At 71.1% G+C, this 15342-nt stretch carries 9 protein-coding genes; 4 read left to right on the top strand and 5 right to left on the bottom strand.

The genetic code is table 11. The features are described from left to right. Positions 1-149 precede the first annotated feature (149 nt). Positions 150-2738 (top strand): SpoIIE family protein phosphatase, encoded by a 2589-nt coding sequence (locus ACGFRF_RS09850; RefSeq protein WP_393738083.1) that lies wholly within the window; start codon positions 150-152, stop codon positions 2736-2738. Positions 2739-2886: 148 nt separating this feature from the next. Here ACGFRF_RS09850 and ACGFRF_RS09845 read toward each other — a convergent pair whose 3' ends face one another. Continuing rightward, positions 2887-4887 (bottom strand): hypothetical protein, encoded by a 2001-nt coding sequence (locus ACGFRF_RS09845; RefSeq protein ID WP_393738082.1) that lies wholly within the window; start codon positions 4885-4887, stop codon positions 2887-2889. 80 nt (positions 4888-4967) lie between these two features. On the opposite strand from ACGFRF_RS09845, the gene ACGFRF_RS09840 reads away from it, so the two are divergent. Then, positions 4968-6203: a hypothetical protein gene (locus ACGFRF_RS09840; RefSeq protein WP_393738081.1), complete on the top strand. Its 1236-nt coding sequence runs from the start codon at positions 4968-4970 to the stop codon at positions 6201-6203. Between the two features lie 10 nt (positions 6204-6213). Here ACGFRF_RS09840 and ACGFRF_RS09835 read toward each other — a convergent pair whose 3' ends face one another. From ACGFRF_RS09835 to ACGFRF_RS09820, 4 genes are read right to left on the bottom strand one after another with little or no spacing between them, the layout of a single operon-like run. Then, positions 6214-6984: a succinate dehydrogenase/fumarate reductase iron-sulfur subunit gene (locus ACGFRF_RS09835; RefSeq protein WP_393738080.1), complete on the bottom strand. Its 771-nt coding sequence runs from the start codon at positions 6982-6984 to the stop codon at positions 6214-6216. Continuing rightward, on the bottom strand, positions 6981-8912 hold the full coding sequence (locus tag ACGFRF_RS09830; protein ID WP_393738079.1) for a fumarate reductase/succinate dehydrogenase flavoprotein subunit: 1932 nt from the start codon (positions 8910-8912) through the stop codon (positions 6981-6983). Before ACGFRF_RS09830 ends, ACGFRF_RS09835 begins: the two co-directional genes overlap by 4 nt. 23 nt (positions 8913-8935) lie before the next feature. After that, positions 8936-9757 carry a hypothetical protein gene (locus ACGFRF_RS09825; protein ID WP_393738078.1) on the bottom strand — a complete coding sequence of 274 codons (822 nt, stop codon included), beginning with the start codon at positions 9755-9757 and terminating at the stop codon, positions 8936-8938. Between the two features lie 27 nt (positions 9758-9784). After that, positions 9785-10075 carry a hypothetical protein gene (locus ACGFRF_RS09820; protein WP_393738077.1) on the bottom strand — a complete coding sequence of 97 codons (291 nt, stop codon included), beginning with the start codon at positions 10073-10075 and terminating at the stop codon, positions 9785-9787. Between the two features lie 420 nt (positions 10076-10495). On the opposite strand from ACGFRF_RS09820, the gene ACGFRF_RS09815 reads away from it, so the two are divergent. Beyond that, positions 10496-12721, top strand: coding sequence for an ABC transporter substrate-binding protein (locus ACGFRF_RS09815; protein ID WP_393738076.1), 2226 nt, complete (start codon positions 10496-10498; stop codon positions 12719-12721). A 217-nt stretch (positions 12722-12938) separates the two neighbouring features. Then, positions 12939-14846, top strand: a complete 1908-nt coding sequence (gene typA / locus ACGFRF_RS09810) for a translational GTPase TypA (RefSeq protein ID WP_393738075.1) — start codon at positions 12939-12941, stop codon at positions 14844-14846. Positions 14847-15342: the final 496 nt, after the last annotated feature.

Below are 15342 nucleotides of genomic sequence, written 5' to 3'. Positions count from 1 at the left end.
GGAAGTGTTGTCACGGACCGGTCCGAAAAGCACCTGGACCGAGCTGTGATCGTGAACACCGTGTCGTGCGGCGCCGTAGTGCTGGATACTGCGGGCAGCCGCCCCCGGTGACCGGTGCCGGACGCGGTGAGCTGGAGGGGACGGTTCGCGTGAGCGAGATACCAGCGAAGGCCACGGAGTCCGAGGACCCGTCGGACGGCGCGAGGAAGCAGGCCGCGGATGGTGCCGCGGCACCCGGCGACGCCATGTGGCAGAGCAGTCCGCCCGGTTCGATCTACGACTACATCAAGGTCGCGTCCTTCTCCATCAGCCCCGGCGGACTGGTCGACCAGTGGAGCCTGCGCGCCGAGCAGCTCTTCGGCATCCCCGCCGGACGCGCCGTCGGAATGGACCCCATAGAGGCCTTCATCGACCCCGACCTGCGCGATCGTGGCCAGCGCAAGATGGCCGAGATCCTCGACGGACGCGAGTGGACCGGGGTGGTCCCCTTCCGGATGCCGGACGCCCCGGACGGCGCGAGGGGCGAGGAGGGCCTGGCCGAGGTCTATGTCATGCCCACCCGGACCGCCGAGGGCGACAAGGCGGCCGTGTGCATCGTCGTGGACGTCCGCACCCTGCGCAGCATCGAGACCGACCTCGCCGCATCGCAGGCTATTTTCGGACAATCACCCTTCGGATTCCTGCTGATCGACGACGATCTGAGGGTCCGTCGAGCCAACGAACGCTTCGCCTCCATCTTCGGCGGAACCCCGGACGACCACCGGGGCAAGGGAGTTCACGACTATCTGCCGCGCGGCGAGGCGGAACGGGTTTCGGCCACCCTGCGGCGGGTGCTGGAGTCCGGCGAGTCCATCACCGACATGCACGTCACCGGCTTCCTCCCGGGTTCCGAGGAGCGCCGGCACTGGTCCGTCAACCTCTACCGCGTGCACAGCGGCAGCGGCCGGCCCATCGGGATCGCCTGGCTCGGCACCGACATCACCGCCCGCCGCGCCGCCGCCCGCGAGGCCGCCGCCGCCCGGCGCAACCTCGCCCTGCTCAACGAGGCCGGCGCCCGCATAGGGAACTCCCTCGACCTGGAGACCACGGCGCGCGAACTCCTCGACGTGGTCGTCCCCGGGTTCTGCGACCTCGCCACCGTCGACCTCTACCAAGGGCTGCTGGCCGGCGACGAGGCCCCGCCCGGACTCGCCGACGGCAGCGCCGAACTGCGCCGCGTCGCCTTCGCCAGCGCCGTCTCCGACGCGCCCTTCAGCGGCGCCGGTGAAGCCGTCGCGCTCGGCGCGGTCCACCACTTCCCGTTCAACTCGCCCTGCGCGGACGCCCTGCGCACCGCCCGCACACAGGCCGTGCCCCCGGAGGAGGGCGGGCTCGTGCAGTCCACGCTGGCCGTGCCCATGGTCGCCCACGACACCGTCGTAGGCCTCGCGCAGTTCTCCCGGACGAAGGGCAGCGAGCCGTTCGGCGACCGTGACCGGGATCTGGCGGTGGAGCTGGCCGCGCGCGCCGCGGTCTGCATCGACAACGCGCGCCTGTACCGCCGTGAGCACGAACGCGCGTTGATACTGCAACGGTCCCTGCTCCCACCCGGCGACCCGGAGGCCTCCGGGCTGGACATCGCCTGCCGCTATCTGCCCGGAAACGCGGCGACCGAGGTCGGCGGCGACTGGTTCGACGTCATCGAACTGCCCGGACACCGCACGGCGTTGGTGGTCGGCGACGTGATGGGCCGGGGCCTGCGGGCCGCCGTCGCCATGGGCGAACTGCGCACGGCCGTCCGTACGTTGGCCCTGCTGGACCTCGAACCCGCCGAAGTCCTGTCCGCCCTGGACGAGATCGCCCGGGGCCTCGGCACCCCGGGCGGCGTCCAGCAGGCCACCCGCACGGCCCGGCAGCCCCGCGACGCCGACCTCTCCGAGGTGTACCTCGCGACCTGCGTGTACGCCGTGTACGACTCCGTGACCAGACGCTGTACGTTCGCCAACGCCGGCCATCTGCCCCCGGTCCTGGTGGAGCCCGGCGAGGCGGCCCTGATGCTCGACGTGCCGCCCGGCATGCCGCTCGGCGTGGGCGGCGAGCCCTTCGAGGAGGTCGAGGTCGAACTCCCCGAAGGCGCGCTCCTCGCCCTCTACACGGACGGCCTGGTCGAATCCCGCGACCACCCCCTGGACGAGGGCCTCCAGGCCTTCGTGGGCGCGCTCACGGACCCCTCCCGCCCGCTGGAGGACGTCTGCGACCACGTCCTCAACACCCTCGACACCCACCACGGCGAGGACGACATCGCCCTGCTGATGGCCAGGGTCCAGGGGCTGCCCGCCGCATCCGTCGGCGACTGGACGCTGCCGCGCGAGCCGCGCAGTGTGGGCCGGGCCCGGGAGTACGCCCGTGCGCAGCTGCTCAGCTGGGATCTCGAGCCGCTGATCGACACCACGGAACTCCTGGTGAGCGAGCTGGTGACGAACGCGCTGCGGTACGGCGAGGGGGAGATCAGGCTCCGGCTGCTGCTGGACCGGACGCTGGTGTGCGAGGTGTGGGACTCCGGACTGGTCCAGCCCCGGCGGCGGCGGGCCCGCGACACGGACGAGGGGGGCCGGGGGCTGCAGCTGGTGGGGCTGCTGAGCGCGGCGTGGGGATCGCGGCGGACGCATCGGGGCAAGACCGTGTGGTTCGAGCTTCCGCTGCCCGGCGGCGAGAACGGCCTCACCGACCCGGCGGAGGCCCTGCTCAGCCTCTTCTGACCCACGGCACCGCCGGCCGACAGGGCTGGCCGGCACGGCTTGGGCACCGCCCGCCGACACTGCTTGCCTACCCACCCACCCGACTCGGCCGACTGAGAAGGCGACGGGAGGGGTGGGTGAGGGGCCGGTGGGGGTGCTTCGGGGGTGACTATGGCGTCGGGGGGAAGCGGTGCCTGCTCCTGGTCTCCGGTCCGCCGAAGCCGGCCGGGGGGCCGCCGGTCGGGTCCTCGGCCAGGAGGATCCCGCCGAGGACGGCACCGACCAGGCCCGCCGAGTCGCCGTCGGGGCCTGCGTACGGGTTGCCGTGCGTCCGTACATCCCGTTCGGCCAGTTCACGGGCGTGACGGGACTCGGTGTCGGCCCTCTCGGCATCCCCCGCGGTGAGCGACCGTACCGCCTCCGCCAGCCGGGCCCGCGCCTCCGCGCCCACCGCACCCCGGTGCACCGCCACGAACTCCTCCGCGCCGGCCACGGAACTCCGTGCCACGAGCAGCGCCGCGGTGTCGAGCACCCCCGACCGTCCCACCCTCAGCCGCGCCACGGCCCGCGTGATCCGGCGCAACGCGTCCAGCGGGTCGTACGGCCCCCCGGTCAACTCCGCGCGGACGGCTGCCAACACGCCGTCCGCATGAACGAGCCGGGCATGCAACTCGCCGACGGCCATGGACGGCCGCACCGCACCCGCTCGCGCCGCCCAGCTCTCCGGCGACGCATTGGCCTTACCTACCGCCTCGCTCTCCTGGCCCTCGTGCCTCGCTTCGTCCTCGTCGCGGGCCGCCCGGCCTTCGTCTCTCGCCAGGCCCTCGTCGCGGTTCGCCTCGTCCTCGCGCGTCGCCCCCTCGCGGGTCGCCCGGCCCTCGCGCGTCGCCTCGTCCTCACTGCCGGTCGCGTCGTCGGTGCGGGTCGCCCCGTCGCCGCGCGTCGCCTTGCCCTCGCGGGTCCCCTCGCCCTGGCGCATCGATTCGGCCTCCTCCCGAGCGACCCCGACCTCCCGCAGCACTTCCTCCCGGGCCGCCCCGTCGTCCCGTGCCACCTCCCCCTCCCGGATCACCCTGCCCTCCCGCGCCGCCTCCTGCCTCCGTGCCATCTCCCCCTTGAGGGCCACCTCCCCCTTTCGGGCCACCGTGAGCTTCGCCTCCGCGTCGGTCAGGGTGGGGGGCAGCAGGTCGGCTGCCTGCCGTAGCTGGGCTGCGAGTCGTTCCACTGCGCCGGTGAGGACACCGGCCTGGGCGATGGCGCCCTCGGCGGCGCGTAGGTGCCCCGCCGCCCACTCTTCCTCGCCGGAGTCGTCGGCCTGGCGGGCCCGGTTGAGCTGGGCCGTGGCGAACACCAACCGGTCCTTCGCCTGTTCGACGTACCCGGTGACAGACCCGGCGGCCAGGGGCGGATACCGCTCGTGCAGTGCCGTGAGCGTGCCCTGGGCGGCAGCCGTCCGCACCGTCAGCTCCCGGAACCGTCCCTCGGCGACCTCCAGCGCCCCGCCCACCCCTTCCTCCAGTCCCCGCAGCCGGTCCAGGGCCGGTGCCTCGGCGTCCAGCCGCCGCCCCGCCTCCGCGCACCGCCCGATCACCCCCACGAGCGCCTGTCGCCGCGCGTCCGCTTCGGCCGGCACCCCCTGCTCGTACCGCCGCCAGATCGCGAACGCGGCCGAAAGCTCGGTCTCGGCGGCCCGCAGGGCGTGCGTGAACGGTTCGACCTCCGCCTCGCCGAACCGCTGCCGTACGAAGGACAGTTCCTCCCGGCTGGTACGCACGCAGTCGTCGGCCAGCACCAGCGCGGCGCGGGCCTGGCGTTCGGATTCGGCCGGTGCGGGCGTGGGCGGGTGCACGGAGACGATCCCCGGCGTCGTCCGGGAGCGGGCACGCCGAGTGCGGCGCAGGTAGCCGTATCCGGCCAGCACGACGGCCGCACCGCCTGCGACCAGCGGCAGTACGAGATCGGCGGTGGACGTCTCGTCCTGCTGCGGTGCGGTGGCGCCGGCGACCGGCCCGGAGGGGGGCACGGGAACCGGATCACGGGCGGCGACCGTCATCACCGGCAACACCAGCCACCCGCCGCCGATCAGGGCACCCAGTACGACATGCGCCACCCGCGCCCGTATCTGCGCCTTGGCGTGCCGGGGCCGGCCCCGGATCAGGGAGGACGTCACATTTTGGAGCGTATGGGCAGGTAGGCGGCTTCGCGAGCGGGGTGGATACGGGTGGGGGACCAGGTGGACAAGGGGGCGGGATGGACAACGAAGAGACGACCAGGCCGGAGGCGGAGCAGGGCGACGGCACCGCCCGCCCGGATAGCGTCGCCGACTCGGCGCGGCCCAGGGCAGAGCCGTCGGGCACCTCAAGCCAGTCGGGCGCCCAGCCGGCCGATGCGCCGAACCGGCCCGAGTCCCCCTCGCCGCAGCCGGCCGATGCCTCGACTCAGCCCACGCCCCCCGAGCCGTCGGCACGGCGGGCGGTGGGGCGCATGCGGCGGCGGGTTCTCCGGTGGGCCCTCGCCGCACTCGCCGTGCTCCTCGTCCCGCTCCTCACCGCCGAGACCGCCCTGCGTCTCCACTACACCGGTGATCCGGCCCCCGGCACCCGCACGCGCCACCGGGACGCCCTCTGGCTGGGTCATGCCTGGGTGGACGGGCGTAAGGGCGGCAAGGACGTCGAGGCGCTCGCCAGGCGTCTCAGCGGGAGCGGGATCCGGGATCTGTACGTCCACTCGGGGCCGCTGGAGCACGACGGCACCCTGCCCGGCTCGGCGTACCCGAGGGCCCGTTGGCTGATCGCGGCCGTCCACCGGGAGCTGCCCGGCGTCCGGGTGCAGGCCTGGCTCGGCGACAAGCTGGCCAGTGAGAGCCCCGACGGGCTGCGCCTGGACCGCCCCGCGACCCGCGCCGCGATCCTCGCCTCCACCCGCCGCGTCCTCGCCGCCGGCTTCGAGGGCGCCCACTTCGACCTGGAACCCCTCCACTCCGGCGACCGCGACTACCTGACCCTCCTGGACGACCTGCGGGACCTCACCCGCGCCCGGCACGCGCTGCTCTCCGTGGCCGCCCACCAGATCGACCCGCTGCCCGCGTTCCACTCCTTCTGGGGTGCGACCACCGGCCACCCCAAGTGGTGGTCCCAGGCCTACTTCGGCCAGGTGGCCCGCCGCGTGGACCAGATCGCCGTGATGTCGTACGACACCATGCAGCCGCTGGAGAGCCTGTACGGCGGCTACGTGGCCCAGCAGACGAGCCTCGCCCTGGAGGTCACGCCCGACAGCACCGACCTCCTCATGGGCCTGCCCTTCTACCACGAGAACCGTTTCGGCCACTGGGCGCACGCCGAGACCGTCCCGGCCGCCGTCCGGGGCGTCCGCCTCGGCCTGTCCCGCACCGATGCCGACCGCGCCGGGTTCGGCGTCGCCCTGTACGTCGACTTCGCCGCGACGGAGGCGGACTGGCGGGCGTACCGGGAGGACTGGGCCGAATGACGAGCGACGCCTAGGAAGACCGGCGCCCGATCTTCGAGCCCAGCCACACCAGCGGGTCGTACTTGCGGTCGACGGCCCGTTCCTTGAGGGGGATCAGGGCGTTGTCCGTGATCTTGATGCCCTCGGGGCAGACCTCCGTGCAGCACTTGGTGATGTTGCAGTAGCCGAGGCCGTGTTCGTCCTGGGCCGTGCGTCCCCGGTCCAGGCCCGTCTCGGCGGCCGCGTCCAGGGGATGCATGTCCAGTTCCGCGACGCGCATCAGGAAGCGCGGGCCGGCGAACGCCGTCTTGTTCTCCTCGTGGTCGCGGACCACATGGCAGGTGGCCTGGCACAGGAAGCACTCGATGCACTTGCGGAACTCCTGCGAGCGGTCCACGTCCTCCTGCATCATGCGGTACTCGCCGGGACCCACACCGGCGGGCGGCACGAACGCCGGCACCTCCCGCGCCTTCTGGTAGTTGAAGCCGACGTCCGTCACCAGGTCACGGATCACCGGGAAGGCGCGCAGGGGAGTGACCGTGATCGTCTCCGCGCGGTCGAAGACCGACATGCGGGTCATGCACATCAGCCGCGGGCGGCCGTTGATCTCGGCCGAGCACGAACCGCACTTGCCCGCCTTGCAGTTCCAGCGCACGGCGAGGTCGGGCGCCTGCGTGGCCTGGAGCCGGTGGATGATGTCGAGCACCACCTCGCCGTCGTTGACCTCGACCTCGAAGTCCTCCAGGTCACCGCCCTGCACATCGCCCCGCCACACCTTGAAGCGGGCCTCGTAGCTGCTCATTCGTACAGCTCCTCTTCGGCGAAGTACTTGACCAGCTCCTCCTTCTCGAAGAGGGCGAGCAGGTCGGGGCGGATGGGTTCGGTGGTCTCGCGGGTCAGACGGATCTGGCCGCGGGCGGGGTCGGTCGCCGCGAGGCCGCCGGTGGGGTCGGCGAGGGCGCACAGCAGGTTCACGTTGCGCCAGGCGCGGTCCATCGTCGGGTGGTCCTCGCGGGTGTGCCCGCCGCGCGACTCGGTGCGCTCCAGCGCCGACCGCGCCACGCACTCGCTGACCAGCAGCATGTTCCTGAGGTCGAGGGCCAGGTGCCAGCCGGGGTTGAACTGGCGGTGGCCCTCCACCCCCGCCCGGCGCGCCCGTGCCCGCAGTTCGGCCAGCTTGTGCAGGGCCTGCTCCATCTCACCCTCGCGCCGGATGATGCCGACCAGGTCGTTCATGGTCTGCTGGAGTTCCTGGTGGAGGGTGTACGGGTTCTCCGGCGGCCCCGCCTCGTCCGCCGTCTCCGCGGAGAAGGGCCGCAGCGCCTCCGCGGCGGCCGTGTCGATCTGCGCGTCGTCCACCGGCGGGCGCTGGTTCGCCAGCCCCTGCGCGTACTCGGCCGCGTGCAGACCCGCCCGGCGCCCGAACACCAGCAGGTCGGACAGCGAGTTGCCGCCGAGCCGGTTGGAGCCGTGCATGCCGCCGGCCACCTCACCGGCCGCGAAGAGCCCCGGCACGCCGCGCGCCGCCGCCGTGTCGGACTCCACGGCGATGCCGCCCATGACGTAGTGGCAGGTCGGGCCGACCTCCATCGCCTCCGCGGTGATGTCGACGTCGGCCAGCTCCTTGAACTGGTGGTACATGGAGGGCAGCCGGCGCCGGATGACCTCCGCCGGCATCCGTGTCGAGACGTCCAGGAAGACACCGCCGTGCGGGGAGCCCCGGCCCGCCTTCACCTCGGCGTTGATCGCGCGGGCCACCTCGTCGCGGGGGAGCAGCTCCGGGGGACGGCGGTTGTTGTCGGGGTCCTCGTACCACCGGTCGGCCTCCTCCTCCGACTCGGCGTACTTGTCCTTGAACACGTCCGGGATGTAGTCGAACATGAACCGCTTGCCGTCGGAGTTCCTGAGCACTCCGCCGTCCCCGCGCACGGACTCGGTGACGAGGATGCCCTTCACCGACGGCGGCCAGACCATGCCCGTCGGGTGGAACTGCACGAACTCCATGTTCAGCAGGGGCGCGCCGGCCAGCAGCGCGAGGGCGTGGCCGTCGCCGGTGTACTCCCACGAGTTCGAGGTGACCTTGAAGGACTTGCCGATGCCGCCGGTCGCGACGACCACGGCGGGCGCCTCCAGGACGAAGAAGCGTCCGGTCTCGCGCGCGTACGCGAAGACCCCGCTCACCCGGGAACCGTCCTTGAGGATCCGCGTGACCGTGCACTCCTGGAAGACCTTCAGCCGCGACTCGTAGTCCCCGGTCTCCTTGAAGTCCTCCTGTTGCAGCGCGACGATCTTCTGCTGGAGGGTGCGGATCAGCTCCAGGCCCGTACGGTCGCCGACGTGCGCGAGGCGCGGGTACTCGTGGCCGCCGAAGTTGCGCTGGGAGATCCGGCCGTCCTTCGTACGGTCGAACAGCGCACCCCAGGTCTCCAGCTCCCACACCCGGTCCGGGGCCTCCTGGGCGTGCAGCTCGGCCATCCGCCACTGGTTGAGGAACTTGCCGCCGCGCATGGTGTCGCGGAAGTGGACCTGCCAGGTGTCGTGCTCGTTGGCGTTGGCCATGGCAGCCGCGATACCGCCCTCGGCCATCACCGTGTGCGCCTTGCCGAACAAGGACTTGCAGATCACCGCCGTACGGGCGCCCCGCTCGCGCGCCTCGATCGCGGCCCGCAGACCGGCGCCACCCGCGCCGACCACGACGACGTCCCACTCCTGCCGGTCCACCACGGACATCAGTCAGTCCCTCACTGGAATCTCTAGAAGAAGCGCGGATCGTCGAAGACCCCGGACGCGACCAGATAGACGTAGAAGTCGGCGAGCGCCACGCTCACCAGGGACGTCCAGGCGAGCAGCATGTGCCGGGCGTTGAGCTTCCCGATGAACTGCCACGTCCGGTAGCGCACGGGGTGTTTGGAGAAGTGCTTGAGCTTGCCGCCGACGATGTGTCGGCAGGAGTGGCAGGAGAGCGTGTACGCCCAGATCAGCACGATGTTGACCAGGAAGACCAGGGTGCCGAGGCCCATGTGGCCCCAGCGGTAGTGCGTGTCCCGGAAGGCCAGCACCGTGTCGTAGGTCAGCACGCCGGCGACCAGCAGCGCGGCGTAGAAGAAGTACCGGTGGACGTTCTGCAGGATCAGCGGGAAGCGGGTCTCACCGGTGTACGTCCGGTGCGGCTCGGCGACCGCGCAGGCGGGCGGGGACGCCCAGAAGCTGCGGTAGTACGCCTTGCGGTAGTAGTAGCAGGTCAGCCGGAAGCCGAGCGGGAAGATCAGGATGATGATCGCGGGCGAGATCGCCCACCAGCTGCCGAAGAGGTCGGCGTTCGGCCCCGCCCGCATGGCCCGGCAGTTCTCCGCCAGGCACGGCGAGTAGAACGGCGAGACGTACGGCGCCGCGTAGTAGTGGGCGTTGGCGAAGGCCCGCCAGGTCGAGTAGACGACGAAGGCGAACAGACCGGCCGCGGTGACGGCGGGCGCCAGCCACCAGCGGTCGGTCCGCAGATGCGGTGCGGCGATCGCGGCGCGCGTACCGGTGCGCACGCCGCCGCTGTTCTGTTGGGGTTCCGTACCAGTAGCCAAGGGGGACTCCGGTCGGTTGCGGGGATCTCAGGGGGCGCGGCGGTCGCGGGCGCCCAGGCCCTCGTCGTCCGTGTCCGTCCAGAGGCTGATGTCGTAGGGCGTGTCGGAGATGGTGACGAGGTCGGGGCGGCGCGCCGCGTCGGGGGCGGCCGCCGCATCCCGCAGCAGCGCCACGCTCTCGCGCAGATGGTCGGCGTCCAGTCGGACCCGGCGCATCTCCAGGCCGCCGCTGCCCAGGTGCTGCTCCAGACGTCCCAACGACCGGTACAGATCGTCGAGGGAGCGCTGGACCGAGGTGATGTCGTCGTGCACGGTCATGACTTGCCCCTCACTTCCATGGGTCCGACGGGACCTGGGCGGCAACGTTCATGCGCCTTGGAGTGTTGCGCGTCACACCTGCCGGTGTGAAGGCATGTGCAGCGATTGGCGGAGGCGCACGGATGCATCTCCGGGTGTGTTGCGCCGCACGGGTGGGGTTACCGCCCGTCGTCGCCGTGTCGCCCGCTGTGGCCGGATCCTTTCCTCTTCAGTGGCCGCATAGATCTGATCAGCTCCATATACCGCCAAAAGTGATCAGCTCCATATACCGATAAATGTGAGCATAAAGCCCGCGGCTTCCCGGAGGTAGCAGAGATGTCCTACGACGGCGTCGGCCCCTACGCGGCCGCAGCAGGCGGGGCGAGGTCCGCTGGGGTCCGGCAGCGCCCCGAAGCGGCGCGGGGAACCGCGCGACCAGCCATGACGGTGCCGCAGCCGATCGACCGCTCCTCGCGGCGTTCCCAGCGCAGGGCCATGCGCTCGGCCGCCTTCCTCACCGCGGGGGCGCTCGCGGTGCCCCTCCTGGCCGGGTGCGGTTCCGAGGACGACACCAGCGGCCCGCTCGCGCCGCAGGACATCGCCCTGGTCGCCCGCGACCTGGTCGCCGACGGCGGCACCCTGAAGTGGGCCGTGGACGCCGTACCGGAGACCCTGAACACCTTCCAGGCCGACGCCGACGCCGGCACCACCCGGGTCGCCCAGGCCGTGCTGCCGTCGATGTTCCGGCTCGACGCCGGCGGCCGCCCGGTGGCGAACCCCTCCTATCTCGAGTCGGCCAAGGTCATCGAGACCGAGCCGCGCCAGGTCGTGCTGTACAAGCTGAACCAGCAGGCCGTCTGGAGCGACGGCCGGGAGATCGGCGCCGCCGACTTCGTCGCCCAGTGGCGCGCCCTGTCCGGAAAGGACAGCGCCTACTGGACCGCCCGCAACGCCGGCTACGACCGCATCGCCAAGATCGAGCGCGGCGCCAACGACCTCCAGGTCCGGGTCACCTTCTCCCGCGCCTACGCCGACTGGAGATCGCTGTTCTCCCCGCTGTACCCCAAGGACGTCATGGGTACCCCGGACGCCTTCAACGACGGCGCCCGCCGCAAGCTGAAGGTCACCGCCGGACCCTTCAAGGTGGAGAAGGTCGACACCGCCAAGAAGGACGTCGTCCTCACCCGCAACCCGCGCTGGTGGGGCAAGCCCGCGAAACTCAACCAGATCGTGCTGCACGCCGTACCCCATGACAAGCGGGCCGCCGCGCTCGCCGACGGCAGCGTGGACCTCGCCGAGATCGATGCCGCGGACGCCCAGCGGATCAGCCTCGCCACCCGCCAGAAGGGCACCGGGACCCCGCTGCAGGGCGGCGGGAAGACCTCCGTCAAGAAGCTGCGCTCCTGGGCGCTCGCGCACGGCTTCGACTCCGACAAGGTGAAGGTCGGCAAGAAGAAGCTGCGCAAGGCCATCTCCGAGTACCTGGAGCAGCAGCAGGCCCTGCGCGCCTTCGACGTCCGCAGGTCCCTGGAGCCCGCCTACACCCAGCTCGCCCTCAACGGCTCCCAGGGCCCCCTCGCCGACGAACGGGTCCGGCGGGCCGTCGCCCGCGCCCTGGACCGCGAGGAACTGGCCAAGCTGGTCCTCACCCCGCTCGGCCTGCCCGCCGTCCCGGTCGGCAGCCACCTCGCCCTGTCCGGGCAGACCGCCTACGCCGACAACAGCGGCGCCATCGGCGGTCAGGACACCAAGGAGGCGCAGGCGCTCCTCGCCGACGCCGGCTGGGTGCCCGGCGGCCCGGTCAAGGAGGAGAAGAAGGGGGAGAAGGCGGCCGGCCCGCAGAGCGGGGAAGGCGAGAAGAGCCAGAACGAGGACACGTCCGACGGCGGCGGCGACGGCGAGTACATCGTCGGCGAGGACGACAAGAGCGGGGAGGACAAGAGCGGGGAGGAGGGCAAGGACCAGGAGTCCGCCGACGGCAGGCGGCAGCACGGCGAGGAGGACGGCCGGCACCTCGCGCAGGAGGGCAAGCACGGCGGCGCGCCGGGCGCGTACGCCCCCAAGGGCACGGCCGCTCCGGCCGCCGCGCCGGCCGGACCGCTCGCCAAGAACGGCAAGCCGCTCGCGCTCAGCTTCGTGCTGCCCTCGGGCCCCGGCTCCGAGACCCTGAACACGGTCGCCGAGCGGATCACGGTGATGCTGGAGCGGGTCGGTATCCGGACGACGATCACCAAGGTCTCGGACGAGAGCTACTTCAAGGACCACATCGCCTCCGGCGACTACGACCTCGCCCTGTACTCCTGGCCGTCCTCCGCCTTCCCCGCGACCGACGCCCGGCCCATCTACGCCAAGCCGGTGGCGGCGGCCGACGGGTCGGTGAACATCGGGCAGAACTACACGCGGGTCGGCACCGACCAGGTCGACCAGCTCTTCGACCAGGCGGCGGCGACGCTGGACGAGGACGAGGCGCGTGCGCTGATCCGCAAGGCCGACGCGCGGATCTGGGCGGCGGCGGGCTCCATTCCGCTCTATCAGCGGCCCCAGCTGGTGGGGGCGCGCAAGGATCTGGTCAACGCGGGGGCGTTCGGGTTCCAGACGCCGATCTACGAGGACATGGGCTTCCTGAAGAAGGGGGCGAAGGTTCCTGCCGCCCCCAAGGGGCAGTGAGCACCCTCGCCGGCTCAGGGTGCGTGGGGGCCGCTCGCGCCGTTCCCCGCGCGCCTGGGCAAGCGGCCTGGTCGCCTGCCCGGAAGCGGCCCGGCGAGCCCCCGCCGCGGACGGCACGTACCATGGGGTGAGGCCGTGGCGTGTCCAGCCCGGCAGGGCCCGCGCAACACAGACGTACGCGCAGGGCAATCCTCACACCCCGGGAGTTCGCCGCACTATGGCCACGCGCCACGACATCCGCAACGTCGCCATCGTCGCCCACGTCGACCATGGCAAGACCACCATCGTCGACGGCATGCTCAAGCAGGCCGGCGCGTTCGCCGCCCACCAGCTCGACTCCGTCGACGACCGCATGATGGACTCGAACGACCTGGAGCGTGAGAAGGGCATCACGATCCTCGCCAAGAACACGGCGGTCAAGTACCACCCGAAGGACGGCGGGGAACCGATCACCATCAACATCATCGACACCCCCGGCCACGCCGACTTCGGCGGTGAGGTCGAGCGCGGTCTGTCGATGGTCGACGGCGTCGTGCTGCTGGTGGACGCCTCCGAGGGCCCGCTGCCGCAGACCCGCTTCGTGCTGCGCAAGGCGCTGCAGGCGCGGCTCCCCGTCATCCTGTGCATCAACAAGACGGACCGCCCCGACGCCCGGATCGACGAGGTCGTCAACGAGACCTACGACCTCTTCCTCGACCTGGACGCCGACGAGGAGCAGATCGAGTTCCCGATCGTCTACGCCTGCGGCCGTGACGGCATCGCCTCGCTGACCAAGCCGGACAACGGCACGGTCCCGGCCGACAGCGACAGCCTGGAGCCCTTCTTCTCCACGATCCTGGAGCACATCCCGGCCCCGACGTACGAGGAGGACGCGCCGCTCCAGGCGCACGTCACCAACCTCGACGCGGACAACTTCCTCGGCCGTATCGCGCTGCTCCGCGTCGAGCAGGGCGAGCTGCGCAAGGGCCAGACCGTGGCCTGGATCAAGCGCGACGGCAGCATCAGCAACGTGCGCATCAGCGAGCTGATGATGACCGAGGCGCTCACCCGCAAGCCGGCCGAGAAGGCCGGTCCCGGTGACATCTGCGCCGTCGCCGGCATCCCGGACATCATGATCGGCGAGACCCTCGCCGACACCGAGAACCCGATCCCGCTGCCGCTGATCACGGTCGACGAGCCCGCGATCTCCATGGTGATCGGTACGAACACCTCGCCGCTGGTCGGTCGCGGCGCCACCGGCAAGGGCGCCGACAACAAGGCGGCCGTGAAGGACCGCAAGGTCACCGCCCGCCAGGTCAAGGACCGCCTGGACCGCGAGCTGATCGGTAACGTCTCCCTGCGTGTCCTGGAGACCGAGCGGCCGGACGCCTGGGAGGTGCAGGGCCGTGGTGAGCTGGCGCTCGCCATCCTGGTCGAGACCATGCGCCGGGAGGGCTACGAGCTGACCGTCGGCAAGCCGCAGGTCGTCACCAAGGACGTCGACGGCAAGGTCTACGAGCCGGTCGAGCGCATGACGATCGACGTGCCCGAGGAGCACATGGGTGCGGTCACGCAGCTCATGGGCGTCCGCAAGGGCCGGATGGACAACATGTCCAACCACGGCTCGGGCTGGGTCCGCATGGAGTTCGTGGTGCCCTCCCGCGGCCTCATCGGCTTCCGTACGGAGTTCCTGACGCAGACGCGTGGCACGGGCATCGCCCACTCCATCCACGAGGGCCACGAGCCCTGGTTCGGACCGCTGCAGACCCGCAACAACGGCTCGCTGGTCGCCGACCGCTCCGGTGCCGTCACCGCGTTCGCGATGACGAACCTTCAGGAGCGCGGCGTGCTCTTCACGGAGCCGGGCACCGAGGTGTACGAGGGCATGATCGTCGGTGAGAACTCCCGCTCCGACGACATGGACGTCAACATCACCAAGGAGAAGAAGCTCACCAACATGCGGTCCTCGACGGCCGATGTGACCGAGTCGATCGTGCCGCCGCGCAAGCTGTCGCTGGAGCAGTCGCTGGAGTTCTGCCGCGACGACGAGTGCGTCGAGGTGACCCCGGAGGCCGTTCGCATCCGCAAGGTCGTGCTCGACCAGCGTGAGCGCGCCCGCGCCGCGAGCCGCGCCAAGCACAGCTGATCCAAGGACACTTGAGCCCGGGTCCCTCCAGGATGGAGGGACCCGGGCTTTTTGCAACCCGTTTTCCGGCGGACGATGATCGATTACGCGGGCCCGGTGTCCGAAATGCGGAGATCCCCGACCGATAGCCATGTAACACGTCCGTTTCGCGGCCTTCTCCCCTCGAACAGTTTGTCCAGTTTTTGGAAGTTCTACACGGCAGCTGTGACTGAATTGAGATTTAAAGACAGTGGTCGCCACCTGGCTCATGGCAGATAGTTAGCCGCGTAGCGCTCGGGTCAATGGGTCTCGCGCTGTGGGGACAGCGCCGACTCACGAGCACCAGGGGGTGTCTGACCCTCCGTCAGGGGTGTCGGAGGAAAGACGGTAACCCTCTCCTGTTGGTGAACACGTGAAGTCATGAGGAGGAAGCCCCATGCGCGGTGTCAAAAACACCAGGTGGGACAGTTCGTCGCTTCCAGCGGTGTGATTCGGCTGTAGAACTACGCGCGTCCGA

This window comes from Streptomyces sp. NPDC048521 (assembly GCF_043199855.1).
In the GTDB taxonomy this organism is placed as follows: domain Bacteria; phylum Actinomycetota; class Actinomycetes; order Streptomycetales; family Streptomycetaceae; genus Streptomyces.
Note: the sequence above shows the minus strand (reverse complement) of the source record. Positions and strands in the feature narration are given on the sequence as shown.